This window comes from Nonomuraea polychroma (genome assembly GCF_004011505.1).
In the GTDB taxonomy this organism is placed as follows: Bacteria; Actinomycetota; Actinomycetes; order Streptosporangiales; family Streptosporangiaceae; genus Nonomuraea; species Nonomuraea polychroma.
The window spans coordinates 10,720,434-10,744,532 of the sequence record NZ_SAUN01000001.1; the positions used below are offsets into that span (position 1 = coordinate 10,720,434).

Consider the following 24,099-nt stretch of genomic DNA (forward strand, 5'->3'; position numbering starts at 1 on the left):
GTTTCCATGTCTGGAATGTAAATTCGCATCCGCAAATTTGACTGTTTCGGTCGTCTAATAGCAGAGTAAGGCATACCGCACATGTCAGCAAAGGAGCCTCCGTGGCGACCTCCCCCGTGACCCAATCCCCCCTCGGCATCCCCAAGAGCCGCTCCCGCCAGCTCATGGCGGCCAGCATCGGCAACGTTGTCGAGTGGTACGACTGGTACGCCTACACGTTCCTGGCCATCTACTTCTCCAAGCAGGTCTTCCCGGAAAGCGCGGGCAACAGCCTGGTGCCGCTGCTTAGCTCGTTCGCGGTCTTCGCGGTCGGTTTCTTCATGCGCCCGCTCGGCGGCCTGCTGGTCGGCGCGTTCGCCGACCGCTACGGGCGCAAGGCCGCGATGACGTTCACGATCATGCTGATGGGCGCGGGATCGCTGCTCGTCGGCCTGACCCCGACCTACGCGGCCGTGGGCGTCCTGGCGCCGGTCATCTTGACCCTGGCCCGCCTGATCCAGGGCCTGTCGGTCGGCGGTGAGTTCGCCGCCGCCACCACGTTCCTGGTGGAGTCGGCCCCGCCCGGCCGCCGCGGCCTGTTCTCGAGCTTCCAGTACGTCAGCACCACCATCGGCCAGCTGCTGGCCTCCGGACTGGCCGCGTTGCTGGCCACGGTGCTGATCGAGGCCGACATGAGCTCCTACGGCTGGCGTATCCCGTTCATCGTGGGCGCCGTGCTCAGCCTCGTGGGCCTGTGGATCCGCAAGGGCGCCGACGAGACGTCGGCCGTGGCCGGGGAGATCCAGCGGGGCGAGGCCGCGCGGCCGCAGATGTTCGACTTCCTCAAGCACCACCCGAGGTCCGCCCTCACGATCGTCGGCATCACCATCGCCGGCACCGTCGCGTACTACACCTGGACCAGTTTCCTGCCCACGTACGCGCAGATCACCGTGAACTTCGACAAGGCGGACTCGCTGCAGATCGGCACGATCTCGCTGGTCTTCTTCATGATCCTGCAGCCGCTGCTGGGCATGTTGTCGGACCGGATCGGGCGCAAGCCGATGCTGATCACCTTCGGCCTCGGATTCCTGATCCTGCCCGTGCCGCTGCTCGGCATGCTCACCGACGCGTACGGCAGCCTGCTGCTGGTGCAGCTCATCGGCATGGTCTTCCTCGGCTGCTTCACCTCGATCTCGGCGGCGGTGAACTCCGAGCTCTTCCCCACGCGGGTGCGGGCGGCCGGGGCCGGGTTCCCGTACTCCCTGACCGTGGCGCTCTTCGGCGGCACCGCCCCGCTGATCGGCACCGCGCTGCAGGAGGCCAAGAACCCGGGCCTGTTCCCGTGGTACATGTCGGCGCTCGCGCTGATCTCCACCCTGGTCTACATCTTCGTGCTGCGCGAGACCAAGGACCAGCCGCTCAGCTAGCCGAACGAGGTGCAGGGGCGCTCCCGCAACTCCTTGACGTAGTCGTCGGGGGCGCCCGCCCGCTCGGCCGCCTCGGCCAGGCTGCCCAGGTAGCGGGCCGAGGGCAGGCCGCCCTCGTAGCCGTCGAGCACGTAGAACCAGGCCAGGACCTCGCCCTCGAGGGTCTGCACCCGCAGCCGCACCTTGTGGTAGGCGCCGCGCACCGCGCCCTCCCACTGGTCCAGTGAGGTTTCCTCCCAGTCGGGCACGTCGTAGAGCACGACGAACACGTGCTCGTCCGGGTCCTCGACGATCGTGGCGAGCGCGCCGCCCCAGGCCGGATCGAATCCGCCGAACGTCAGGCGCCAACCGGTCAGCCAGCCGACACCCCGGATGGGGGAGTGCGGGGCGCGCATGGCCATCTGCTCAGGATCCATGTTGGAGCCGTACGCGGCATAAAGCCTGAGCTCATTGGGCTTTCCCGAATCTGAAAGCCACGCCACGATCCACCCCTCTCGCTGGGTGCTGCTCATCGTCCAGCTACCGCGCCATCCTGCCATGCCGAGGAGCCGAGTCGATCCATCATGAGGTTCAGGCGCAGCAGAAGGATCCGTCATCCTTCGTCGCTGAGCTGGATGGGACGCAGCCCGGTTACAGCTCGGTCGAGCTCGTACGGGAGAATGGGACACGTGACGAGGATCGTGATCATTGGTGGCGGACCCGGCGGCTACGAGGCGGCGCTGGTGGCCGCCCAGCTAGGCGCGCAAGTCACCATGGTCGAGCAGGACGGGCCGGGCGGCGCATGCGTGCTGACCGACTGCGTGCCCTCCAAGACGCTGATCGCGACCTCCGTGCGCAAGCAGGCCCTGCTCGACGCGCCCGGGCTGGGCATCTCGTTCGACGGCGGGCCCGACGGCGAGCCGGGGACGGTCGGGGTCGATCTGCCGCTGGTCAACAAGCGGGTGAAGGAGCTGGCGCAGGCTCAGTCCGCGGACATCGCGACCCGGGTCGAGGCCGAGGGCGTCGAGATCATCAAGGCCCGCGGGCGGCTGGTGGACCCGCAGGTGGTGCGGGCCGGGGACCGCACGATCCGGGCCGACGTCGTGCTCGTGGCCACCGGCGCCACTCCGCGCGTGCTGCCCGGGGCCGAGCCCGACGGCGAACGCATCCTCAACTGGCGCCAGCTCTACGACTTGGAGGAGCTGCCCGAGCATCTGATCGTGGTCGGGTCGGGCGTGACCGGGGCGGAGTTCGCCGGCGCCTATCGGTCCCTCGGCGCCGAGGTCACGCTGGTCTCCAGCCGGGACCGGATGATGCCCAACGAGGACGCCGACGGCGCCGAGGTGCTCGAAGAGGTCTACCGGCGGCGCGGCATGAACGTCATGGGGCGCTCGCGCGCGTCCTCCGTCAAGCGCACCGCCGACGGAGTGGTGGTGACCCTGGAGGACGGGCGCACGGCCGAGGGGTCCCACGCGCTGATGACGGTCGGCATGGTCCCCAACACCGCCGGGATCGGGCTGGAGGAGGCCGGGGTCCAGCTGGACCGGGGCGGCTTCATCAAGGTCGACAAGGTCTCGCGAACGTCCGCGCCGGGCGTCTACGCGGCCGGTGACTGCACGGGCGTTCTCATGCTGGCCTCGGTCGCCGCCATGCAGGGGCGGATCGCGGTCTGGCACGCGCTCGGGGAGGCCGTGCAGCCGCTGCGGCTGGCCACGGTCGCCTCCAACATCTTCACCGACCCGGAGATCGCGGCGGTCGGGGTCGCCCAGCGGGCCATCGAGGCGGGCGAGATCGAGGCCAACGTCGTCAAGCTGCCGCTCGCCACGAACGCGCGGGCCAAGATGCAGGGCTTCAACGACGGCTTCGTCAAGCTGTTCTGCCGGCCGCACACGGGGATCGTGCTGGGCGGGGTCGTGGTGGCGCCGCGGGCGTCGGAGCTGATCCTGGCGGTGTCGGTGGCCGTCCAGCAGCGGCTGACGGTCGATCATCTGGCGCACACGTTCGCGGTCTACCCGTCGCTGTCCGGCTCGATCACCGAGGCCGCCCGCCGCCTCATGCAGCCCCAGACGGCGAGCGGCATCTAGCCTCCCCTACGGCCGCGATCATCCGCCGGTCCGACGACGGCGTCGGCGGTGTCGCGCTACTTGTGGTGCGCCTGACGCATGCGCTCCCTGGCCACCTGCGGTGGACCTGATACGCCTGCCGTCGGCGCGGGCGCGTGCGGTGTTCACTGGCGTGCGCCCGCCGTAGTTGGGATGGAAAGCAAACTAAACGACGGGCTGTTGCCGTTGACGTTTGTTGGTATGGACAGCAAACTAATTCACGAGTTGGCGCAGCCGTTTCATAAGGAGCTTCCATGCCCTATCGCCCCCCACTGGTCGCGCACGAGTACTTCGTCGCGGACCCGCCCGAACTGCCGGTTCGCGCACGCGGCGAGGGCGGTCTGTCGGCGGTCACCGCGGCCGAGCTGGTCGCGGCCGACGGCGCCGAGGTGATGCTGAAGGCGGTCACCACGGCGGAGGAGATGCTCGTCGTGCAGGTGGGTGTGGCCGGCGAGGGCGTGATCCGGGTGCGGTTGTCACAGGACGCGGCCGCCAGGCCGCGGTCGGAAGGGGCCATCTCGCTGGTGACGCCCGGTACGTACTCAGGGGCCCGTGCCGGGGTCACTCCAGGTGAGCCGATTGTGATCGACGCGGGAGCGCTGCGGGCCGAGATCAGCCTCGCGCCGTGGCACCTGCGCTTCACCGACGCCTCCGGGGCCACGGTGCTGGAGCAGGACCGCGGGCACACCGACATCAGCGGAAGGTTGCGTACGCTGCCGTTCGGCCGCTCCAGCGCGGGCGGCGCGGCCGTGGCCTTCCACGAGAGTTTCGCCGCCGCCCCCGACGAGGCCTTCGCCGGGTTCGGGGAGTCGTTCACGCGGCTGGACAAGCGCGGCCAGCGGCCGCTCATGTGGAACTTCGACGCGTTCGGCGCCGAGTCGCAGCGCGCCTACAAGAACATCCCCCTGTACGTGTCGAGCCGCGGCTACGGCGTGCTGGTCGACAGCGGCGCGCCCACCGAGTTCGACGTGTGCCAGTCCACGCACAGCGTCGTGCAGATCCTGGTGCCCGACGACGTCATGGACTACTACGTGATCGCCGGGCCGACCCCGTCCGACGTTCTGGACCGTTACGACCGGCTCACGTGCCGCCCGTCGTTGCCGCCGAAGTGGGCGTTCGGGACGTGGATCTCCTCCGGGTTCTGCGTGGACAGCCAGGAGCGGGTGCTGGCCAGGGCGCGCACGATCAGGGAACGTGGCATCCCGTGCGACGTGCTGCACCTGGACACGTACTGGCAGACCGACGGGCACTGGTCTGACCTGCAGTGGGATCCTGCCAACTTCCCGCAGCCGGAGCAGATGCTGGGCGAGTTGCATGACATGGGGTTCAAGATCTGTCTTTGGATGAATCCCTACATTTCCCATCTCAGCCCGGCCTTCGAGGAGGCGGCCAGCGCCGGATTTTTCCTGAAGACCGAGGACGGGGAGGCTTACGTCGCTGACTGCTGGCACGGGTCGTTCCCGGCCTGCGGGATCGTGGACTTCACGAATCCGGCGGCGGCCGACTGGTTCAAGGGGCTGCTGAGGAACCTGCTGCGGCAGGGCGTGGACGCGTTCAAGACGGACTTCGCCGAAGGTGTGCCCGCGGACGCCATCGCCTACAACGGCATGAGCGGGACCGACCTGCACAACGTCTACACACTGCTCTTCAACGACGCGGTCGCCGAGGTCACCCGCGAGGTCAACGGGCACGAGCTGGTGTGGGCGCGGTCGTCGTACCTGGGCGGGCAGCGGCACAGCGCCCAGTGGAACGGCGACACCTACACCAGCTACGCCGCCATGGGCAGCACGATCAGGGGCGGGCTCGCGCACGGCCTGTCCGGGGTGCCGTTCTGGAGCCACGACGCGGGCGGGTTCACCGGCCGGCCGTCGGACGATCTGTACGTCCGCTGGACCCAGTTCGGCGCCCTGTCGCCGCTGGTACGGCTGCACGGCACGACCACCCGCGAGCCGTGGGAGTTCCCGGCCGTCGAGGCGCAGGCGGTGGAGGCGCTGAAGCTGCGCTACCGGCTGATGCCGTACATCTACTCGGCGGCCGTCGAGGCCGCGCGCACGGGGGCGCCGATGATGCGGGCGCTCTGCGTGGACTACCCGGACGACCCCGTTGCCTGGCAGGCGGACCTGGAGTACCTGTTCGGCCGCGACCTGCTCGTCGCGCCCATGGTCGCGCCTGAGGGCGTCAGGCAGGTGTACCTGCCGCAGGGCAGGTGGGTCGACTACTGGACGGGCGAGGTGCTGGAAGGCTCCCGCTATGTCGCGGTCCGCAAGCCGCTCGACCAGGTTCCCCTTTTCGTACGCGACGGCGCGCTCATCCCGGTCTCCGAGCAGGGAGACACGGTCGACGTGCCGCGAGAGATCACCCTCGTCGCCTTCGGGGGCGGCGACGGCACCACCGAGATCCACGACGAAGACGGCGTGACGGTCGCCGTCGCAACCAGGGACGGCGACGAACTACGTGTCGCCGTCACCGGCCCGAAGCGCGTCACCGCGGTGGAGATCGCCCCGGTGGCCGGAGCTCCCGCGCGGGCCGTCATCTCGTAACACCCCCTGGAGGGATCATGCGCAAACTCAGAGGCGCGGCGGCACTGGCCGCCGCGGTCCTGGTCCTGACGGCCTGCGGCTCCGGCGGCACCGAAAGTCCCCCGACGCAGGGCAACCAGCCCCGCGTGCTGAAGCTCTGGCACTACGAGTCGAAAGACAGCGCCATGGCCAAGGCCTGGGCGGAGGCCATCAAGAAGTTCGAGGCATCGCACCCGAACGTGACCGTCAAGTTCGAGGAGAAGGGCTTCGAGCAGATCCAGAAGACCGCGAGCATGGTGCTCAACTCCGACGAGGCGCCCGACATCATGGAGTACAACAAGGGCAACGCCACGGCCGGACTGCTGTCCAAGCAGGGTCTGCTGACGAACCTCACCGACGAGGCCACCAAGCGCGGCTGGGACAAGCTGCTGCCCGGCGGCCTGCAGACGACCGCCAAGTACGACGACCGGGGCGTCATGGGCGCCGGCAACTGGTACGGCGTGCCGAACTACGGCGAGTTCGTGATGGTCTATTACAACAAGGACCTGTTCGACAAGCACAAGGTCAAGGTCCCGACCACGTTCGAGGAGTTCACAGCCGGGCTGGACACGTTCGTCAAGGCCGGGGTGACGCCCATCGCGAACGCCGGTGCCGAGTACCCGGCCCAGCAGATCCTCTACCAGCTCGCGCTCACCAAGGCGCAGAAGCCGTGGTTGGACGCCTTCCAGTCCTACAAGGGCAAGGTGGACTTCCACGGCCCCGAGTTCACCTACGGCGTGGAGACCTTCGCCGACTGGGTGAAGAAGGGCTACATCGCCAAGAACTCGGCCGGGCTCAAGGCCGAGGACATGGGCGTGTCCTTCATGAACGGCAAGTTCCCCATCATGATCAGCGGTAGCTGGTGGTACGGCCGCGTGGCCTCCACGATCAAGGACTTCCAGTGGGGCCACTTCCTGTTCCCCGGCGCCACGATGTCGCCCGGTTCGAGCGGAAACCTCTGGGTCGTCCCCGAGAACTCCAAGAACAAGGACCTGGCCTACGACTTCATCGACATCACGATGAGCAAGGAGATCCAGAACATTCTGGGCAACTCCGGCGGCGTGCCCGTTGCCGCCGACCCGGCCGCGATCACCGACGCCAAGAGCAAGGAGCTCATCGAGTCCTTCAACAAACTGACCACCGCCGACGGCCTGGCCTTCTACCCCGACTGGCCGGCACCCGGCTACTACGACGTGCTGGTGGCCGGGGTCCAAGAGCTCATCAACGGCAGCAAGGCTCCCTCCGCGGTGCTGGACGAGATCGCCAAGCCCTACGAGGACAACCTCGCCGACATTGGTAACTAGATGAGAGTACGTACGAGGGGGTACTGGCTCTACCTCATCCCCAGCCTGCTGCTCTTCCTGGGCGTCATCGTCGTCCCGTTCCTCATGAACGTGGGCGCGAGCTTCACCCGTTGGTCCGGGGTGGGGACGCCCAGGTGGATCGGGTTCGACAACTACACCAGGCTGCTGCAGGACGAGCGGTTCTGGCAGTCGTTCCAGCACAACGTGGCGCTGATCGTGGCCATGGCGATCGTGCCGACCGCGATCGGCCTCGTGCTGGCGGCCGCGTTGTTCGACTACATCGGCAAACGCTTCGGGACCCGAACGGCCTCGGCGCTGCGCGCGATGTACTACCTGCCGCAGGTCCTGCCGGTGGCGGTGGCCGGCGTGGTGTGGGGCTGGATGTTGCACCCGTCGTACGGCGCGGTCAACCAGATCTTCGGGCTGGAGCTCGACTGGCTCGGCGATCCCGACCTGGCGCTGGCGACGGTCATGGCGGTCATGGTCTGGTTCCAGCTCGGCTACCCGGTCGTGATCTTCATGGCCGGGCTGCAGCGGGTGGATCCGGCCTACTACGAGGCGGCCGAGATCGACGGGGCCTCGTGGTGGCGCAAGTTCTGGCACATCACGATCCCGCAGATCCGGCCGGAGATCTTCGTGGTCCTGTTGACGTGCACGATCGCCGCGCTGAAGGTGTTCGGGCCGATCTTCGTGCTGACGCGGGGCGGACCGGGGAACGCCACCATGGTCCCCTCGTACTTCTCGTACCTGAATTTCTTCCAGAAGAGCAACGTCGGGTACGGCTCCGCGATCGCCACGGTGCTGGCGCTGATCATCATCGTGGTGACGTTCCTGTTCCTCCGTGTCCAGGAGCGTGAGCAATGAGGGGTCCAGGACGCTGGGCGGTGCTGTTCGCGCTGGTCGTGCTCGCGGTCGTGATGATGTTCCCGTTCGCGATCGTGGCGATGAACGCGGTCAAGTCGCCGGCCGAGTACAGCACGCAAGGGCCGCTGAGCCTGCCGGACGGGCTCTACCTCCAGGGCATCATCGACTTCTGGAACCGGGTCGACTTCGGCACGAAGCTCTGGAACAGCTTCATCATCAGCGCCTCCGTAGCGGTGGTGGCCGTCGTGCTGTCGGTGCTCAACGCGTACGCGCTGGGCATCGGCAGGGTGAAGGGCCGGTTGTCCATCCTGGTGTTGTTCCTGGTGGCCAACACGCTGCCGCAGGAGGCGCTGGCCTACCCGCTCTACTACCTGTCCAAGGCGGTCGGGCTCTACGACACGCAATTGGCCGTGATCATCGTCATGACCGTGATCCAGGCGGCGTTCGGCACGTACCTGCTGAGCGCGGTCCTGGGGCAGTTCCCGAAGGAGATCCTCGAGGCCGCGGCGATCGACGGCGCGGGGCGGCTGCGGTCGCTGTTGCGGATCGTGGTGCCGATCAGCAGGCCCACCCTGAACGTCCTGCTGATCTTCTTCTTCATCTGGACCTGGAACGAGTTCTTCCTGCCGCTGATCTTCCTGATCTCCAACGACACCCAGACGGTGCCCGTCGCGCTCGCCGTCCTGCAGGGCGAGAAGTTCATGGACGCCACCATGTCCAGCGCTTCGGCACTGCTCGGCGTCGTACCGGCGATCGCCTTCTTCCTGATCTTCCAGCGCACGCTGACCCGAGGAGTCACGGTCGGCGCCATCAAATGATGGAGACCTGTATGCGTTCAAGAATCCCGTTGTTAGCGACCCTCACCCTGGCGGCCTCGCTGCTCGCCGTGCCGCCCGCCCAGGCGGTGGACTACCCCTTCCAGAACCCGAGCCTGCCGCTGGAGCAGCGGGTGAACGACCTGCTCGGCCGGCTCACGCTGGACGAGAAGCTGAGCCTGCTGCACCAGTCGCAGCCGGCGATCCCGCGGCTCGGCATCGCCTATCACAAGAACGGCACCGAGGCGCTGCACGGCGTCGCCTGGTCCAACCACCTCAACGACAACTGGAACCAGAAGTTCGCCAGTGGCACGGTCTTCCCGCAGGCCATCGGGCTGGCCAGCACCTGGGACCCGGCGCTGATCAAGAACGTCGGCTCGGCCGTTGGTGACGAGACGCGCGGCTACAACGACGCCGATCCCGTCCTGTGGGGCCTGCAGGTGTGGGCGCCCGTGGTCGACCTGCTGCGCGACCCGCGGGCGGGCCGGAACGAGGAAGGCTATTCGGAGGATCCGTTCCTGACCGGGGTCATCTCGACGGCCTACGGCAAGGGTCTGCAGGGCGACGATCCCTTCTACCTGAAGACCGCGCCGGTGCTGAAGCACTACATGGCCTACAACAACGAGGAGAACCGCAGCCTCACCTCCTCCAACCTGACGCCGAAGCTCAAGCACGAGTACTACGAGCCGGCGTTCAAGGCCGCCATCTCGGCGAACGCCGCGACCGGTGTCATGGCCTCGTACAACGTGGTCAACGGGCGGCCCGCGCACGTCAACACCGACCTGAACACGGTGGTCAGGTCGTGGACGGACAAGACGCTCTACAACGTCAGCGATGCCTGGGGCCCGCACGCGCTCACCGACCTGCAGAAGTACTTCGACAGCAAGCCGGAGGCGTTCGCCGCCGTACTGAAGAGCGGGCAGGACAGCTTCACCATCGACGGCAGCGACATCACCACGATGGTGACGAATCTCAAGGCCGCGCTCGACCAGGGCCGGATCACCGAAGCCGATGTGGACAAGTCCGTGCGCAGCGTCCTTTCCATCAGGACCCGGCTCGGGCACTTCGACCCGGACGGGGGGCCGTACAAGAAGATCACCAAGGATGTGATCAACAGCGCGGCCAACCAGAAGCTCAACCGCGAGACCGCAGGCAAGGCGGCGGTGCTGCTCAAGAACTCCGGCCTGCTGCCGCTGGCCAAGCCGCAGAGTGCGGCCGTGGTGGGGCCGCTGTCGAACAAGCTCTACCAGGACTGGTACGCCGGCCAGATGCCCTACCAGGTGACCCCGCTCGCCGGGATCAAGGAGCGGGTGTCCGACGTCAGCACCGGTGAGGGCCTGGAGCGGATCGCGCTCAAGCACCTGGCCTCCGGCAAGTACATCACCGCCACCGGCACGGGCCCCAACGACAACGCGGCCCTGATCGACGCGGCCCCCACCGCGGCGTCCCAGTGGGACCTGACCGACTGGACCAGCGGCGTGTCCACGCTGCGCAACGCCGGCAACGGCAAGCTGCTCGGCGGTGACTGGCGCTCGCTCGACACCGACGACGACGAGCCCAACGGCTGGTATGTCCAGCAGCAGTTCGCCCTGGAGCGCCAGTCCGACGGCAGCTACCTGATCAGATACGCCGGTTACGAGAACGTCGAAGGCTGGTACAACCTGCCTGACCCGTACGTGACCGTGACCGCGGACGGCGCGCTCGGGCTGGCGCCGAAGGCGGGGGCGGCGAAGTTCGGCAAGGAGGTCGTCGCCGACGGCATCGCCGCGGCCGCCGCGCAGGCCGCCAAGGCCGAGGTCGCGGTCGTGGTGGTCGGCAGCCATCCGTACGTGGCCGGGCGCGAGTTCCACGACCGCGACAACCTGCAGCTCGGTGACGGGCAGCGGCGGCTGATCGAGGCCGTGCGCAAGGCCAACCCGAAGACCGTCGTGGTCCTGGAGACGAGCTACCCGGTGATCGTGGACGCGCCCACCCTGCTGTGGACCACGCACGCCGGCGCCGAGACCGGCCACGCGGTCGCCGACGTGCTGTTCGGTGATGTCAACCCGGCCGGTCGGCTCACCCAGACCTGGCCCGCGTCGGACAACCTGCCGAACAAGCTGGACTACGACCTGGCCAAGACCGGCATGACGTACCTGTACGGGAAGAGCAAGCCGCTCTACTCCTTCGGCCACGGGCTGAGCTACACCACGTTCGGCTACCAGGGCCTTCAGGTGCAGGGTGACAAGGTGAGCGTGAAGGTCACCAACACCGGCAAGGTCAAGGGCGACGAGGTCGTCCAGCTCTACACTCACCAGCAGCAATCCCGCTTCAAGCAGCCGGTCAAGCAGTTGCGCGGCTTCCAGCGGATCACGCTGAACCCGGGCGAGACCCGTACCGTCACCTTCCAGCTCAAGAAGCAGGATCTGGCCGCTTGGGACTACACCCGCAACAAGTGGGTCGTCGAGAACGCCACCCACGACGTCCTCGTCGGCTCCGCCTCCGACCGGATCCGCCAGGCCACCACCCTGCGCGTGTCCGGCGAGACCGTCCCGGTCCGCGACCTGGCCAAGACGACCAGGGCGATGGACTTCGACGACTACTCGGGCGTCTTCTTCGCCGACGAGTCCAAGGTGAGCGGCGAGGTCGTGGAGGGCTCGGCGGGTGACTGGATCTCCTTCACCGGCGCTTCCTGGGGCCCCCGTCTCACGGCGTCGGTGGCCTCGGCGAACGGCGGCTCGGTCGAGCTGCGCCTCGGCTCGCCGACGGGCACGTTGCTCGGCACCCTCCAGGCGCCCGCCACCGGAGGGATCTACCAGTACGGCACGGCGACCGCGACCGTGAAGGCGGGCACCGGCAACCTCTACCTGGTGTTCAAGGGCGACCTGCGGATCAAGGACTTCGCCCTCGCCCGGTGATCACGTCGTGATCGGCGTCCGGAAGAATCTGCGATCCACTCCGCGCCCATAAAGGAGATCCATGAAGCGGATGATCGCAGGCGCCGTCGTGGCGGCCATGGCCGTGCTCATGGCCGCCACTCCCGCCGAAGCGTCCGACCCCCTTGCCGCGCTCAAGTCCAAGCTGCGCGCCGGCAAGGGGGTGACGTTCACTGAGGCCACGTCCCACGTGGACGACACCGGGACGACGACGTTTCTCAAGCGCACCGGGAAGATGCAGTTCGGCAAGTCCGGCATCGTGGCGTCCGACATCACCGCCGACTTCAAGCGGTACCAGGGCGGCATCTTCGACCACATGTACCGGTTGCGCTCGGGACGCACGATCTGGGTCGGCGGCAAGACCTACAGCACGGCCCCGATGCTCCACGAGGTCCCCGAAGGCAAGAAGTGGGTCAGAGAGCCGCTGGGCACGACCGGCGGCTGGCTCGGCACCTTCGCACAGGTGGTCAACCCGGCCGAGCCGGCGACGCTGAAGGTGCTGCTCAAGGGGAAGAAGCAGGGCCGGACGTACTCCGGGAAGATCACCTACAGCGCGCTCGCGAAGGTGTCGCCGTGGTTCCGCGTGTCGTCGCCGTTCAGCGAGAAAGAGAAGACGGTGATCGAGTACAAGCTCACGCTCGGAGCCGACAATCTGCCCAAGAAGCTCGTCACCTCCCACCTGGCGTCCAGTCACGTCGCCGAGGGCGTCGAGGTCGGGGACGGCAAGTTCAGCACCGAGACCCGCTACGAGCGCTGGGGCGCTCGGGTGAGCATCTCCGCCCCACCGAAGAGCCAAGTCGCGAGCTGATGAAATAAGCCTTTCCTCCCAAGCGGTTGGATAGTATCGTTATCCAACTGCAGGATAGTCCTGCTATCTAAAGGGGGAAGTGAATGACCGTCATCGTTCTGCTGGTCGCCACGCTGGTGTTCCGCCTCCTCGGCGTGCTGGGCGTGGCCCGGTTCACCACCTGGCGGGTCAGCGCCGCGCACGGGCTGGCCGTCATGCTCGTCATGACGGCCAGTGCCCATTTCGTCCCGGCGGGCGTCACCTTCATGCCCAACCACGGCGACATGGTGGCCATGGTGCCGCCGTTCGTGCCGTTCCCCGCCTTCATGGTCTACCTGACCGGTGTGCTGGAGCTGGCCGGGGCCGTGGGGCTGATGCTCGAAAGGACCCGCAAAGCCGCCGGCGTCTGCCTGGCGGTGCTCTTCGTGGCCATGCTTCCGGCGAACGTGCACGCCGCGCTCAATGACGTCACCCTCGGCGGCGAGCCTGCGTCGCCGCTGTGGCAGCGTGTCCCGGAGCAGGTGCTCTACATCGGGATCGCGTTGTGGGCTGCCCGGACGCGTACCCAGTCGACCGTGAACTCCTTCGGGTAGGCGCCTCCCGGCTCGAACTCGTAGATGTTGAGCATCAGCTGCATCGGATACGCCGGCGACTGGTTCACCGTCCGCACGTGTCGCCCGTCCACGAAGAAGGACACGCGGCCGGGCGTCCAGTCGGCGGCGTAGACGTGGAACTCGCGGGCGTCGATGGGCAGCGTCTCCACCGTGAAGTCATCGGTGATGTCCGGATCGCCGAACGGGTGCAGGCCCATGCCGATCCGCGCCTCGGCCGGCGTGACGTCGCGGCCGAAGATCTCCGCGACGCAGATCTCGGCTGAGTGCTCGGGCACGTCCTCGAAACCGATCAGCCACAGGGCCACCATGCAGTTCGGGTCGTCGATCGCCTTCGCACGCATCTCGATCCGGCCGTACTGCGGGGTGTAAAGCCTGACCTCGGGTTGTTCCTCGCGGACCACGGCGCCGCGCCCGTGCTGTCCGATCCGGCTGCCCACCGGACCGGAGAAGAGTCCCGTCTGGAGGGAGGACACCCGCAGGTCGCCCTCCAGGTCGGGTGCCCATGGCGGCTGGTCCTCCTCGATCAGCAGGGTCAGATGGCCGTCACCGAGCCGGTAGCGGGCCGCGGCGGCGGCCCGGGTGGTCCACTGCGGCAGGTAGGAGGGGATCCACTTCGTCTCGTCGAGGCGGTCGCCCTCGAAGGTGTCCTCGAAGTCGCTCATCGAACCGTCCAGCCTCCGTCCACGACCAGCGTGTGCCCGGTGACCAGGGAGGCGGCGGGGGAGACCAGGAACAACACGGCCCCGGCCACGTCCATGGGCTCGCCGATGCGGTGCAGCGCCGCGATCCGCTCGATCACGTCCGCCTCGAACGCCGGGTCGGACAGGGCCTCGGCGGTGCCCGGCGTGCGGATGAACGTCGGCGCGACGTTGTTGACCGTGATCCCGTGCGGTCCCCACTCGACCGCGAGGCAGCGGGTGAGGTGGGCGATCGCCGCCTTCGTCATGCAATAGATGGATTCGCCGGGCAGGGCGACCTCGCCGGCCTGGGATCCGACGTTGACGATCCTGCCGTGCCGCTGCCCGATCATGACCCGGCCCACGGCCTGGGTGGCCAGGAAGGTGCCCTTGAGGTTGACCGCGAGCGTGCGGTCGAAGTCCTCCTCGGTGACCTCCTCCGCCGGGTTGCCCGGCGCGATGCCGGCGTTGTTGACCAGGATGTCGATCCTGCCGAACCGGTCCACCACGTCCCGCACCGCCCCGGCGATCTGCTCCGGGACGGTCATGTCCATCTGGAGAGGCAGCGTGGCGCGCCCCATGCCGGTGATCTCGCCGGCCAGCCCGTCGTCGTCGCCGGCGTCCCGCAGACCGATGGCGACGTCAGCCCCGGCGTTGGCCAGCGCCAGTGAGATGGCCCGGCCGAGGCCGCGCGCCGCCCCTGTGACCAGGGCGACCTCTCCGTCGACCCGAAACTCGGGAAACACTGCCCTCACCCCTTAATTCGTTGTATATCCAAACTATTGACCTTCGCCTCACCCTTGTGTGAGCCTTCTAATTGAGCTCATGCGCGAAGGCGCGGTGACGGTCAGGGTCCTGCAATCTGATCGTGCATGGCGGTCATCTGACGCCTTTGGGGCGCCTGTTGGCGTGCCTGGAAAGGGAGAGCCGCGCATGCGAAGAAGATTATTCGTCATGCTGGCGACCGCCGCCGTGCTGCTGGTGGCGGCTGTCGTGAGGATGTCGCCGGTCTCGGCCGTCGCCTCGGATCCGTACGCGTACAAGAACGTCAGGATCGACGGTGGCGGTTTCGTACCGGGGATCATCTTCAACCAGACGGAGCGGAACCTCATCTACGCCCGCACCGACATCGGCGGGGCATACCGCTGGAACCAGTCCACCAAATCCTGGACCCCCTTGCTCGACTGGGTCGGCTGGGACAAGTGGGGCTACAACGGCGTGATCAGCCTAGCCACCGACCCCGTGCAGACCAACCGCGTGTACGCCGCCGTCGGCATGTACACCAACAGCTGGGACCCGAACAACGGCGCGATCCTGCGCTCGACCGACAAGGGCGACACCTGGCAGGCCACGGCGCTGCCGTTCAAGCTCGGCGGCAACATGCCCGGCCGCGGCATGGGCGAGGCGCTGTCCGTCGACCCGAACGACAACCGCGTGCTCTACTTCGGCGCGCCCAACGGCAACGGCCTGTGGCGCAGCACCGACTACGGCGCGACCTGGGCCAAGGTGGCGAGCTTCCCCAACCCTGGCAACTACGCCCAGGACCCGAACGACCCCAATGGCTACCTGAGCCACAAGCCGGGCGTGGTGTGGGTGACCTACGACCCGCGCTCGTCCACCCGCGGAACGCCTACCAAGACCATCTACGTCGGCGTCGCCGACAAGGAGAACACCGTCTACCGCACCACCGACGGGGGCGCCACCTGGTCGCGGCTGGCCGGTCAGCCCACGGGCTATCTGGCGCACAAGGGCGTGCTCGACACGGTCAACGGCTACCTCTACATCGCCACCAGCGACACCGGCGGCCCGTACGACGGCGCCAAGGGCGACGTGTGGCGCTACGCCACCGCGACCGGCACCTGGACCCAGATCAGCCCCGTCCCGTCCTCCAGCAGCGACGACTACTTCGGCTACAGCGGCCTGACCATCGACAGGCAGAACCCGGGCACGATCATGGTGGCCACGCAGATCTCGTGGTGGCCTGACGTGATCTTCTTCCGCTCCACCGACTCCGGTGCCACGTGGACCCGGGTGTGGGACTGGACCTCGTACCCGAACCGCAGCTTCCGCTACAAGATGGACATCACGGAGAACCCGTGGCTGACGTTCGGCGGCAACCCGCAGCCGCCGGAGGTCACGCCGAAGCTCGGCTGGATGACCGAGTCGCTGGAGATCGACCCGTTCGACTCCAACAGGATGATGTACGGCACCGGCGCCACGATCTACGGCACCGAGAACCTCACGCAATGGGACGTGGCGGGTGGCCAGTTCACCATCAAGCCCATGGCGAAGGGCCTGGAGGAGACGGCCGTGCTCGACCTGATCAGCCCGCCCAGCGGCGCGCCTCTGGTCAGCGGTCTGGGTGACATCGGCGGCTTCCGGCACACGAACCTGGACGCCGTACCGCCGATGATGTTCACCCAGCCGAACTTCACCTCCACCACGAGCCTCGACTACGCCGAGAAGTCGCCGTCGATCATGGTGCGGGCCGGCAACTTCACCGACGCCGACCGCCCGAACGACAGCCACGTGGCCTTCTCCACCGACGGTGGCGCGAACTGGTTCCAGGGCTCGGAGCCGGGCGGCATCAACGAGGGCGGCACGGTGGCGGCGGCGGCCGACGGCTCCCGCTTCGTGTGGGCGCCTCGCGGGGTGACCCCGGTCTATTCGGTCGGCTACGGCAACTCCTGGCAGCAGGCCTCCGGCCTGCCCACCGACGCCGTCGTGGAGTCCGACCGGGTCAACCCGATGAAGTTCTACGGCCTCAGCGGCGGCCGCCTGTACGTCAGCACCAACGGCGGCGCCACCTTCACCGCCACCGCGGCCACGGGCCTGCCCACCAGCGGCAAGTTCAAGGCGGTCCCGGGCATCGAGGGCGACCTCTGGCTGGCCGGCGACGGCGGCCTGTGGCACTCCACCAACAGCGGCGCCTCCTTCACGAAGGTGTCCGGGATCACCAAGTCCGTGAACGTCGGTTTCGGCAAGGCCGCACCCGGCGGGAACTACATGGCGATCTTCGCGGTGGCCACGATCGACGGCGTCACCGGCCTGTACCGCTCGGACGACGCCGGGTCGAGCTGGCTGCGCATCAACGACGACAAGCACCAGTGGGGCAACATGGGCGAGGCGCTGACCGGCGACCCGCGCGTGTACGGCCGCGTCTACCTGGGCACCAACGGCCGCGGCATCATCTACGGCGACCGCACCGGCCCCCCGGTCACGGTCACCCCGACAGTCACCCCCACCGTCACCGTAAGCCCGACGGTCACCCCGACCGTGACCCCCACCGTCACCCCGACGACGGGCACGGGCTGCGCCGCCACCTACAAACCCGGCAACCAGTGGCAGGGCGGCTTCCAGGCGGAGGTGTCGGTCCAGAACACCGGCTCGTCGGCGATCACCGGCTGGAAGGTCACCTGGACGTGGCCGGGTGACCAGAAGATCACCCAGCTGTGGAACGGCACCCCGACCCAGACGGGCGCCAACGTCAGTGTGACGAACGCCAGTTACAACGGCAACCTGGCGGCGAACGCGTCCACGTCGTTCGGCTTCACCGGCTCCGGCGCCGCGGCCACACCCACCACCGTCACCTGCACTCCGGCTTAAGTCGCGAGATTGGGGGGCGCCACCAACGGTGCCCCCCAATGGGAGCCGGACGGCGAACCGTCCCGCAGGCCGGGCAGTCACCCTGCGCGAAGTGTGCAGTCCCGCGGCGCCGGCTTCCGCGGGAACCGCGCCGTCGGGCGACGGCGGCTGCAACGGAATTCTGTTGAAGCGTCGGCTGGCGGCGCGTGCCGCCGCGAGGACTGTTTCCTTTCACGAAGACCGGGGCGATGAAAGGATACGGGTTATCCTTTCATCCCGACGCGCGCTCCTGTCCATACTCGGCGGTTCTGATCCTCTTTCTTGCGCTTGCGGGCCTACGAGCAGTGTGGGCCACCCCCGTTGCTCTGCAGTGACCCGGGGCAGGCCTTTTCGGATGGTAATCGCCCCATCCGCCCGTCTACGACCTCGCCCAATGCAGCACAATCTGACGCTTGCTGGGTATCCACAGCTTGGGCTGGATTTATGCCGTGACATCGCGCTCTGCGCAGATGCGCAAGTCAAAGAAATCATTGATCGATCGGCCAAGTGGGATCGCATTTCCGGACATTCGCGTTGCTCGTGAGAATGTAGAGCCATGCTCCGGCGCCACCAGAGGCGATGCGGATGTGCCGCCCGTTGGAACCGTGATCTGCTCCCGTACCAGGTCAGACGCCGGTGAGAAAGGCAGGGTTGGAAGCAGCAACGCCCTGGTGCCGAGGAGTCCGATGCCCGCGGGATTGACGGGACATGTGGTCCGTTCGTAGCGTTTCTATCGCGATTCTGCCAACGCGCAGAAGCATTACCTGCACGACTCACACGACCGCCACGGAGGAGCTTTCGGCATGCCCGAAACAGGCCGACGCGATACCGGTGAGGCACGGCCCGATTGACGCCTCAGGAAGTCTGCAACGTACTGGCGAGCAGCGCAGAAATCGACAGGCGCGCCTAGCCGTCGCCCTGCTCTATGTGATCATGAGCATGCCCATCGGCGGGTGGGCTGCCCGAGTCCCCGACGTGCGCCGACAGGTGGGTGCGGACGACACTATCTGGGGCTTGGCGAACACCGTGCCGAGCGTCGGAAACATCATCGGCCTCTGCACGATCGTCCTCTTGGCAGGGCGGGTCGGTAGCCGTCTCCTTGCTGTCGTCGGGGCTGGGCTCGTCCTCCTGACCGTGCCTCTCATGGCGTGGTCGGCCAACTTCGCGGCGGTGGTGCTCGGCTTGACGACGTGGGCTCTGGTCGCCCACATCATGGACATCCCCATGGGCGCACTCGCGCTCGAGGTCCAACGCCGCTACCGCAGACCCCTCATGGGCAGTTTCGATGCCTGCTTCGGAGCAGGGACGCTGATCGGCGGAATAGCCGGCACGTTGTCGGCGGCCTTGGGAGTGCCCCCGTGGGTACAGTTCGCCGTCACGAGTGGACTGCTCGTGCTGTGCTTGGCGGCGGTGGCTCGATGGTTGCCTGAGGAGATCAGGGAGGGAAACGGGACGCTCCGGACGTCGCTGCGGAGAAGGTTCAACCGCCGGATGCTCCCGATCACTGCGATGGCCTTCCTGTCCGGATACGTGTCCGAGTCGGCGATCCTCTGGAACGCCATCTACGTCTCCGAAACCATGGGCGCGGGCTCCGTTGCCGGCGGCATCTCCTACACCGCTGCCGCTACTGCGGGCACCGTGGCGTTGCTGGCCGTGGACCGAGCCACGGCACGCCTGGGCATTGTCCGCCTCGTGCGGACGTCCACCTTATTTGCGGCGGCAGGATTCGGCGTCTGTCTCGTGATCAGTAGTCCTGCGGCGGCGATCATCGGATTCGTTCTCCTCGCGGCAGGGATGTCAGCCGTGAATCCGAGCGTCTACACCCTTGCCGGGAACCAGGAGGGCCTGTCGTCAAGCGAGGGCGTCTCAATGGTGGAGATCGGGCAGATGCCGGGAGCGTCGATCGTCGCGCCGGCGTTGATCGGTGCCTTGAGCGGCGCGATCGGACTCCGCTTCGCTTTGACGTCCATCGTCATCGCGGTGTTGCTGCTAAGCGTGCTGGTGGGACGAGTCCGCTATGCCAATTGCCAGGGGTAATGTGGCGGTCATCGTGGCGATGGCGCCGCACGGTGGCTTCTCTCGCCGGCACAGCGGCGCCGGTCGCGGCAACCGTGTCTTGCAGACGTCCGTGAGTGGCGCAAGGGCCCACAGGATGACGACGTTGAGCGGGCAGTGAAGGCCAAGCGCATCTGTGAAGAGGCCCACCTCGACCGCGCGACCCACATGTTCGAGAGGAAGGGCTGATGTCGGCACACAGCAGATGGAAGACGATTAAGGCAGCTCGGCTGCGTGAAGACGTGGTCGAACATTCCGAGTATGCGCAGGCGGGGCTGGATCTGCGGCTGGGCGACATGGTGCGGGCGCGGCGGATCGAGTTGGGCCTGACTCAGGCTGAGGTGGCGCAGCGTGCGCAGATCGGCCAGCCCGCTCTGTCCCGGATCGAGGGCGGCGGTGGTGTGCCGACGCTTGCCATGCTGGATCGGCTGGCCCGGGCAATGGGTACGACGTTCACGATCACCGTCGGACAGGATGCGACCTGAAACCCCGCTTGTGGTTCATGCGCCAGCGAACGGGGGACAAGGGCGCGGAGGCTGGTTGTGCTGTGGTGAGGATTCGGCAGGTTCACGGCCTGTCGGCCAAGGCCGGGAGAGCGCGAGAGGGCTGGAAAGCCCTCTCGCCCGGGATCGGGGCGAAGCCCCGATCCGGATGAGTACGCCCGAGCGTCAGCGAGGACCGCTCAGGGCGGGATCCCGCCAGCCCACTTGGTAATCGGGCAACGGGTGGGTGCTTGTAAGGGGGTCGAAGGGAGCGGAGCCCCCTGGGAAGCACGTCTGGAGTCACGCCCGCGAAGCGGCTCTTGTGGAAGGCCTTGCCTTTTAGCCCTTGATGGCCCCCACGATGACGCCCTTGGTGAAGTGGCGTTGGACGAAGGGGTAGATGATCAAGGCGGGCACGACGGCGATCACGACGATCGCCATCTTGATCGCCAGGGTCGGGGGTGCGTCGCCTGTCACCCCCGCCGTCGCCGCCGGCAGCGGGTTCGAGTCCACCACGTACTGCCGCAGGATCAACGCCAGGGGCCATTTACGCGTGTCGTCGATGTACAACATGGCGTTGAACCAGGCGTTCCAGTAGCCCACCGCGTAGAACATCGCGACGACGGCCGTGACCGCCTTCGACATGGGCAACACGATGCGCCACAGGATGCGGAACTCGCCGGCTCCGTCGATGCGCGCGCTGTCCAGGACCTCCCCGGGGATGTTCATGAAGAACGAGCGCAGCACCACCACGTTGAACGCGGAGACGGCCGTCGGGAGGATCAGCGACCAGTACGTGTCCTTCAGGCCCAGACCGCTCACCATCAAATACACGGGGATGATGCCGGGGAAGAACACGAACATCAGCAGGATGCTGAACAGCAGCGGCCGGTGCAGGAACGAGCCGGGGCGTGACAGCGAGTACGCCCCCAGGATGCTGACCGCGGTGCTGGCCAGCGTCCCGATGACGGTCACCCCGGTGCTGACCAGTACGGCCCTGCTGACCACGGTGTCGGAGAAGATCTGCCGGTACGCCTCGAACGTGATCCCGTCGGGCACCAGCACGAGCCCGCCGGCGCGGTTGACGGTGGCCGACGAGCTGAGACTGGTCAGCACGATCGTGTAGAGGGGGCCGAGCACGGCCAGGACGATCAACGTCACCAGCGTGCCCTTGCCCACCTGGCCGACCGGCGAGCGCCGCTCCTCCCAAGGCGCCAGCTTCGACGGTTTCCTGGACGTCAGAGCTGTCATGATCGCGAATACACCCCTCGCTCGCCCATCGCGTGCGCGACCCGGTTGGCCGCCAGGATCAGCAGCAGCCCGACCAGGCCCTTGAACAACCCGGCCGCCGCCCCGTACCCGAGGTCCCCGGTACGCAGGCCCTGCCAGTAGACGAACGTGTCGAACACTTCGGACGCCCCGCTGCCGACGGCGCTGCGTTGCAGCATGAACTGCTCGAACCCGACGTTCAGCGCGTCACCCAGGCGCAGGATCAGCAGCAGCACGATCACCGGGCGCAGCCCGGGCAGCGTGATGTGCCACATGCGCCGCCACCTGCGGGCCCCGTCCACGGCGGCGGCCTCGTACAGGTTGGGGTCGATGGTGCTCAGCGCGGCCAGGAAGATGATCGCGCCCCAGCCGGCGTCCTTCCAGATGGTCTGGCTGGTGATGAGCAGGATGAACGTGTCGGAGTTCGTCATCCAGTCGACGCCCTCGTGGCCGCGCTCGCGCAGGATCTGCGCGAGCAGGCCGGCCCCGCCGAACATCTGCTGGAAGATGGCCACGACCAGCACCCAGGAGAAGAAGTACGGCATGTAGACGACGCCCTGCACGAACGCCCTCAGCCTGGCCGAGACGATGCTGTTGAGCAGCAACGCCAGCATGATCGGCACGGGGAAGTAGAAGGCGAGCTGGAAGGCCGTGATCGACAGCGTGTTCGCGATCGCCCGCAGGAACTGCGGGTCCTGGAAGAGCAGCGCGAAGTTGGTGAAGCCGATGATCGGGCTGCCGGTGATGCCGCCGGTGTAGGGGTTGTAGTCCTGGAAGGCGATGACGTTGCCGAGCGCCGGGATCCACCAGAAGGCGAGCACCAGCAGGAACATCGGCAGGTTCATCACCAGCAGCGGCCAGTCCCTGCGTAGCTTGGCCTGCCAGGTTATTTTCACCTGTTCAGCGGTGGGGGCCGGGCCGGGCTTGACCGGCCGCTTGGCCGTGACTACCCCCATGAAGCGCTCCTCACAGCCTGCCGTTCTCCCGCGCGACCTTCATGTAGAACTCACGCGCCTCGTTGCCGCCGCCGTCCTGCCACTCCTTGACGATCTTCGCCCACTCGGAGACGGGCCGCTTGCCGCGGAAGATCTCCTGCATCTTGTCCTCTGTGGGCTGCGCCAGGCCGGCCATCTTGGAGGGCACCTCCACGCGGATCCCGACGAACGGGTCGTTCTCCAGGAGCTTCGCGGCCTGCGTCTGCCAGTCGTACAGGGCCTGGACGAGGCCTTTGTACTGGACCTTCTCGTTCGCCGGCGGCCGGCCGGACAGGAACATGTACGTGGGCGCGACCTCCTTGCGGCCCAGCGCGGTCTGCTCGACCTTGCCGTCCTTGACGTTGTAGTGCTTGCCCTCGACGCCGTTGGTGACCAGCTCGTACTCCTGCGTGCCGAAAGGTGCCGAGGTCCAGTTGGACAGCGCGAGCAGCTCGCGCGTGCGGGCGTCGCCCAGACCCTTCTTGATGAAGACGAACATGCCGGCGGGCTCGTTTCGCCACATGATCGTCTTGCCGCCGGGCTTGGCCGGGTAGGGGACGACGGCCTGCATGTCGAACTTGGGGTTGTCGGTCTGGAAGCGGCCGAGGTTCTCGTGCCAGGCGCCGAGACCGTCCCGGTAGATGATCATCTGGCCGCTGCCGAAGGGGCCCTTCATGTCGGCGTCCTTGTTGGCCACGAGGTCGGGATGCATGTACCCGGCCTCGAAGAGCTTGACCATGAACTCGATCGAGGCGGCAAATTCGGCGGTCTCGTACTTGTACTCGAGCGTGCCGTCGCTCTTCTTGCGCCACTCGCGCGGCGCGCCGAAGGCCCGCTGCATCTCCTGCTCCATGCCGCCGCCGAAGGCCCAGCGCTTCTTCTTCGCGTCGGTGATGGCCTTGCCGAGCACGAGTAGGTCGTCGCCGCTCTTGGGGTGCTGCAGGCCCAGCTCTTCCATGATGTCCTGGCGGACGAACGTGGCGAACGGGAACGGCTCGTTCTGCCAGGGGATGCCCTGGAGGATGCCGCCGAAGACGCCGTACTGCCAGGCCGCGGTGTCGTAGTTGGCCAGCAGCGGGAACTCCTTGGCCTTGTCCCCGGCCAGGTAGGGCCCCAGATCGGCGAAGAGCTTGTTGGCCGCCTCGGTGAAACGGGCGATCTTGATGAGTTCCCAGCCCGGGACCATGACCATCTCGGGTACGTCGCCGCTGGCCAGGGTGGTGCTGAGCTTCTCGTGGTAGGTGTTGCCGTCCGAGATGTTGAAGCGGACGGTGCCGCCCAGACGCTCGTTCATGTACTCGTAGTAGGAGTTTTCGCCCAGCCCGGGCGGCACGGTCCCCCACAGTGGCGTCATCGCGGTCACTTCCTTGCCGCTGGTCAGCGGCTTGGTAGTGACGGCCTGCACCATGTTGGCCGGTCGGGTCAGGAAGCCGGGCGCGACGAACTCGCTGCCAGGAAGGTCCGGCTTGAGCCCGGGGATCTCGAACGGGATCCGCGTCGGTACCAGGCTCTTGAGCTTGTCCGCCGCCACGGCGGTGCCCTTGGAGGTTGCTTTTTTCTCGGCGCAGCCCGCCACCAGAACGCTTGCGCCTACCAGGCCGAGGAACCCGCGGCGAGTCGTGTTGGTCGCCATGGATCTCTCCCTTCTCCGAGTGGGGGATGGCCTATTAAAAT

Annotated in this window: 18 protein-coding genes; 12 read left to right on the forward strand and 6 right to left on the reverse strand. The window is 67.3% G+C overall.

Annotation, left to right across the window (positions count from 1 at the left end; genetic code table 11):
• Positions 1-101 precede the first annotated feature (101 nt).
• Positions 102-1,406 carry an MFS transporter gene (locus EDD27_RS50115; RefSeq protein ID WP_241564667.1) on the forward strand — a complete coding sequence of 435 codons (1,305 nt, stop codon included), beginning with the start codon at positions 102-104 and terminating at the stop codon, positions 1,404-1,406.
• Here EDD27_RS50115 and EDD27_RS50120 read toward each other — a convergent pair.
• Positions 1,403-1,888, reverse strand: a complete 486-nt coding sequence (locus tag EDD27_RS50120) for a gamma-glutamylcyclotransferase family protein (RefSeq protein WP_421917046.1) — start codon at positions 1,886-1,888, stop codon at positions 1,403-1,405. The genes EDD27_RS50115 and EDD27_RS50120 overlap by 4 nt on opposite strands.
• A 186-nt stretch (positions 1,889-2,074) precedes the next feature.
• Between EDD27_RS50120 and EDD27_RS50125 the strand changes: the two genes are divergently transcribed.
• From EDD27_RS50125 to EDD27_RS50160, 8 genes are all read left to right on the forward strand, one after another.
• A complete protein-coding gene (locus tag EDD27_RS50125) occupies positions 2,075-3,469 on the forward strand; it encodes an NAD(P)H-quinone dehydrogenase (RefSeq protein ID WP_127939765.1) in 1,395 nt (464 codons plus the stop codon).
• A gap of 272 nt (positions 3,470-3,741) precedes the next feature.
• Positions 3,742-6,027, forward strand: a complete 2,286-nt coding sequence (locus tag EDD27_RS50130) for a TIM-barrel domain-containing protein (RefSeq protein ID WP_127939766.1) — start codon at positions 3,742-3,744, stop codon at positions 6,025-6,027.
• 17 nt (positions 6,028-6,044) lie between these two features.
• A complete protein-coding gene (locus EDD27_RS50135) occupies positions 6,045-7,349 on the forward strand; it encodes an ABC transporter substrate-binding protein (RefSeq protein ID WP_127939767.1) in 1,305 nt (434 codons plus the stop codon).
• On the forward strand, positions 7,350-8,213 hold the full coding sequence (locus EDD27_RS50140) for a carbohydrate ABC transporter permease (RefSeq protein WP_127939768.1): 864 nt from the start codon (positions 7,350-7,352) through the stop codon (positions 8,211-8,213).
• Positions 8,210-9,031 carry a carbohydrate ABC transporter permease gene (locus EDD27_RS50145; RefSeq protein WP_127939769.1) on the forward strand — a complete coding sequence of 274 codons (822 nt, stop codon included), beginning with the start codon at positions 8,210-8,212 and terminating at the stop codon, positions 9,029-9,031. Before EDD27_RS50140 ends, EDD27_RS50145 begins: the two co-directional genes overlap by 4 nt.
• An 11-nt stretch (positions 9,032-9,042) precedes the next feature.
• Entirely contained in the window at positions 9,043-11,925 is a 2,883-nt protein-coding gene (locus tag EDD27_RS50150) for a glycoside hydrolase family 3 protein (RefSeq protein ID WP_127939770.1), read from the forward strand.
• Positions 11,926-11,986: 61 nt separating this feature from the next.
• Positions 11,987-12,751 carry a hypothetical protein gene (locus EDD27_RS50155; RefSeq protein ID WP_127939771.1) on the forward strand — a complete coding sequence of 255 codons (765 nt, stop codon included), beginning with the start codon at positions 11,987-11,989 and terminating at the stop codon, positions 12,749-12,751.
• A gap of 83 nt (positions 12,752-12,834) precedes the next feature.
• Positions 12,835-13,323 carry a DoxX family protein gene (locus EDD27_RS50160; protein WP_127939772.1) on the forward strand — a complete coding sequence of 163 codons (489 nt, stop codon included), beginning with the start codon at positions 12,835-12,837 and terminating at the stop codon, positions 13,321-13,323.
• On the opposite strand, the gene EDD27_RS50165 is transcribed toward EDD27_RS50160, so the two are convergent.
• Both EDD27_RS50165 and EDD27_RS50170 read right to left on the reverse strand, forming a co-directional pair.
• Entirely contained in the window at positions 13,257-14,006 is a 750-nt protein-coding gene (locus tag EDD27_RS50165) for a glycoside hydrolase family 16 protein (protein ID WP_127939773.1), read from the reverse strand. The two genes, EDD27_RS50160 and EDD27_RS50165, sit on opposite strands and share 67 nt — an antisense overlap.
• Positions 14,003-14,767, reverse strand: a complete 765-nt coding sequence (locus EDD27_RS50170) for an SDR family NAD(P)-dependent oxidoreductase (protein WP_206642015.1) — start codon at positions 14,765-14,767, stop codon at positions 14,003-14,005. The genes EDD27_RS50165 and EDD27_RS50170 overlap by 4 nt, the downstream gene beginning before the upstream one ends.
• Before the next feature lie 187 nt (positions 14,768-14,954).
• Here EDD27_RS50170 and EDD27_RS50175 point away from each other — a divergent pair, with 187 nt between their 5' ends.
• The 3 genes from EDD27_RS50175 (at position 14,955) to EDD27_RS50185 (ending at position 20,185) form a co-directional block, all read left to right on the forward strand.
• A complete protein-coding gene (locus EDD27_RS50175; protein ID WP_127939775.1) occupies positions 14,955-17,627 on the forward strand; it encodes a cellulose binding domain-containing protein in 2,673 nt (890 codons plus the stop codon).
• Positions 17,628-18,353: 726 nt separating this feature from the next.
• Positions 18,354-19,682, forward strand: a complete 1,329-nt coding sequence (locus EDD27_RS50180; RefSeq protein WP_127939776.1) for an MFS transporter — start codon at positions 18,354-18,356, stop codon at positions 19,680-19,682.
• 206 nt (positions 19,683-19,888) lie between these two features.
• Positions 19,889-20,185 carry a helix-turn-helix domain-containing protein gene (locus tag EDD27_RS50185; RefSeq protein ID WP_127939777.1) on the forward strand — a complete coding sequence of 99 codons (297 nt, stop codon included), beginning with the start codon at positions 19,889-19,891 and terminating at the stop codon, positions 20,183-20,185.
• Between the two features lie 336 nt (positions 20,186-20,521).
• On the opposite strand, the gene EDD27_RS50190 is transcribed toward EDD27_RS50185, so the two are convergent.
• From EDD27_RS50190 to EDD27_RS50200, 3 genes are read right to left on the reverse strand one after another with little or no spacing between them, the layout of a single operon-like run.
• Positions 20,522-21,433: a carbohydrate ABC transporter permease gene (locus tag EDD27_RS50190; RefSeq protein ID WP_127939778.1), complete on the reverse strand. Its 912-nt coding sequence runs from the start codon at positions 21,431-21,433 to the stop codon at positions 20,522-20,524.
• Entirely contained in the window at positions 21,430-22,407 is a 978-nt protein-coding gene (locus EDD27_RS50195; protein WP_127939779.1) for an ABC transporter permease, read from the reverse strand. Before EDD27_RS50195 ends, EDD27_RS50190 begins: the two co-directional genes overlap by 4 nt.
• Positions 22,408-22,417: 10 nt before the next feature.
• Complete coding sequence (locus tag EDD27_RS50200; protein ID WP_127939780.1) at positions 22,418-24,058, reverse strand: extracellular solute-binding protein; 1,641 nt, start codon at positions 24,056-24,058, stop codon at positions 22,418-22,420.
• Between the last annotated feature and the right edge of the window lie 41 nt (positions 24,059-24,099).

Excerpts from the sequence above, each read along its gene's own strand:
- EDD27_RS50130 (WP_127939766.1), top strand. The coding sequence starts at position 3,742 with ATGCCCTATCGCCCCCCACTGGTCGCGCACGAGTACTTCGTCGCGGAC.
- EDD27_RS50135 (WP_127939767.1), top strand. The coding sequence starts at position 6,045 with ATGCGCAAACTCAGAGGCGCGGCGGCACTGGCCGCCGCGGTCCTGGTC.
- EDD27_RS50140 (WP_127939768.1), top strand. The coding sequence starts at position 7,350 with ATGAGAGTACGTACGAGGGGGTACTGGCTCTACCTCATCCCCAGCCTG.
- EDD27_RS50145 (WP_127939769.1), top strand. The coding sequence starts at position 8,210 with ATGAGGGGTCCAGGACGCTGGGCGGTGCTGTTCGCGCTGGTCGTGCTC.
- EDD27_RS50150 (WP_127939770.1), top strand. The coding sequence starts at position 9,043 with ATGCGTTCAAGAATCCCGTTGTTAGCGACCCTCACCCTGGCGGCCTCG.
- EDD27_RS50155 (WP_127939771.1), top strand. The coding sequence starts at position 11,987 with ATGAAGCGGATGATCGCAGGCGCCGTCGTGGCGGCCATGGCCGTGCTC.
- EDD27_RS50160 (WP_127939772.1), top strand. The coding sequence starts at position 12,835 with ATGACCGTCATCGTTCTGCTGGTCGCCACGCTGGTGTTCCGCCTCCTC.
- EDD27_RS50165 (WP_127939773.1), bottom strand. The coding sequence starts at position 14,006 with ATGAGCGACTTCGAGGACACCTTCGAGGGCGACCGCCTCGACGAGACG.
- EDD27_RS50175 (WP_127939775.1), top strand. The coding sequence starts at position 14,955 with ATGCGAAGAAGATTATTCGTCATGCTGGCGACCGCCGCCGTGCTGCTG.
- EDD27_RS50180 (WP_127939776.1), top strand. The coding sequence starts at position 18,354 with ATGTGGTCCGTTCGTAGCGTTTCTATCGCGATTCTGCCAACGCGCAGA.
- EDD27_RS50185 (WP_127939777.1), top strand. The coding sequence starts at position 19,889 with ATGTCGGCACACAGCAGATGGAAGACGATTAAGGCAGCTCGGCTGCGT.
- EDD27_RS50190 (WP_127939778.1), bottom strand. The coding sequence starts at position 21,433 with ATGACAGCTCTGACGTCCAGGAAACCGTCGAAGCTGGCGCCTTGGGAG.
- EDD27_RS50195 (WP_127939779.1), bottom strand. The coding sequence starts at position 22,407 with ATGGGGGTAGTCACGGCCAAGCGGCCGGTCAAGCCCGGCCCGGCCCCC.
- EDD27_RS50200 (WP_127939780.1), bottom strand. The coding sequence starts at position 24,058 with ATGGCGACCAACACGACTCGCCGCGGGTTCCTCGGCCTGGTAGGCGCA.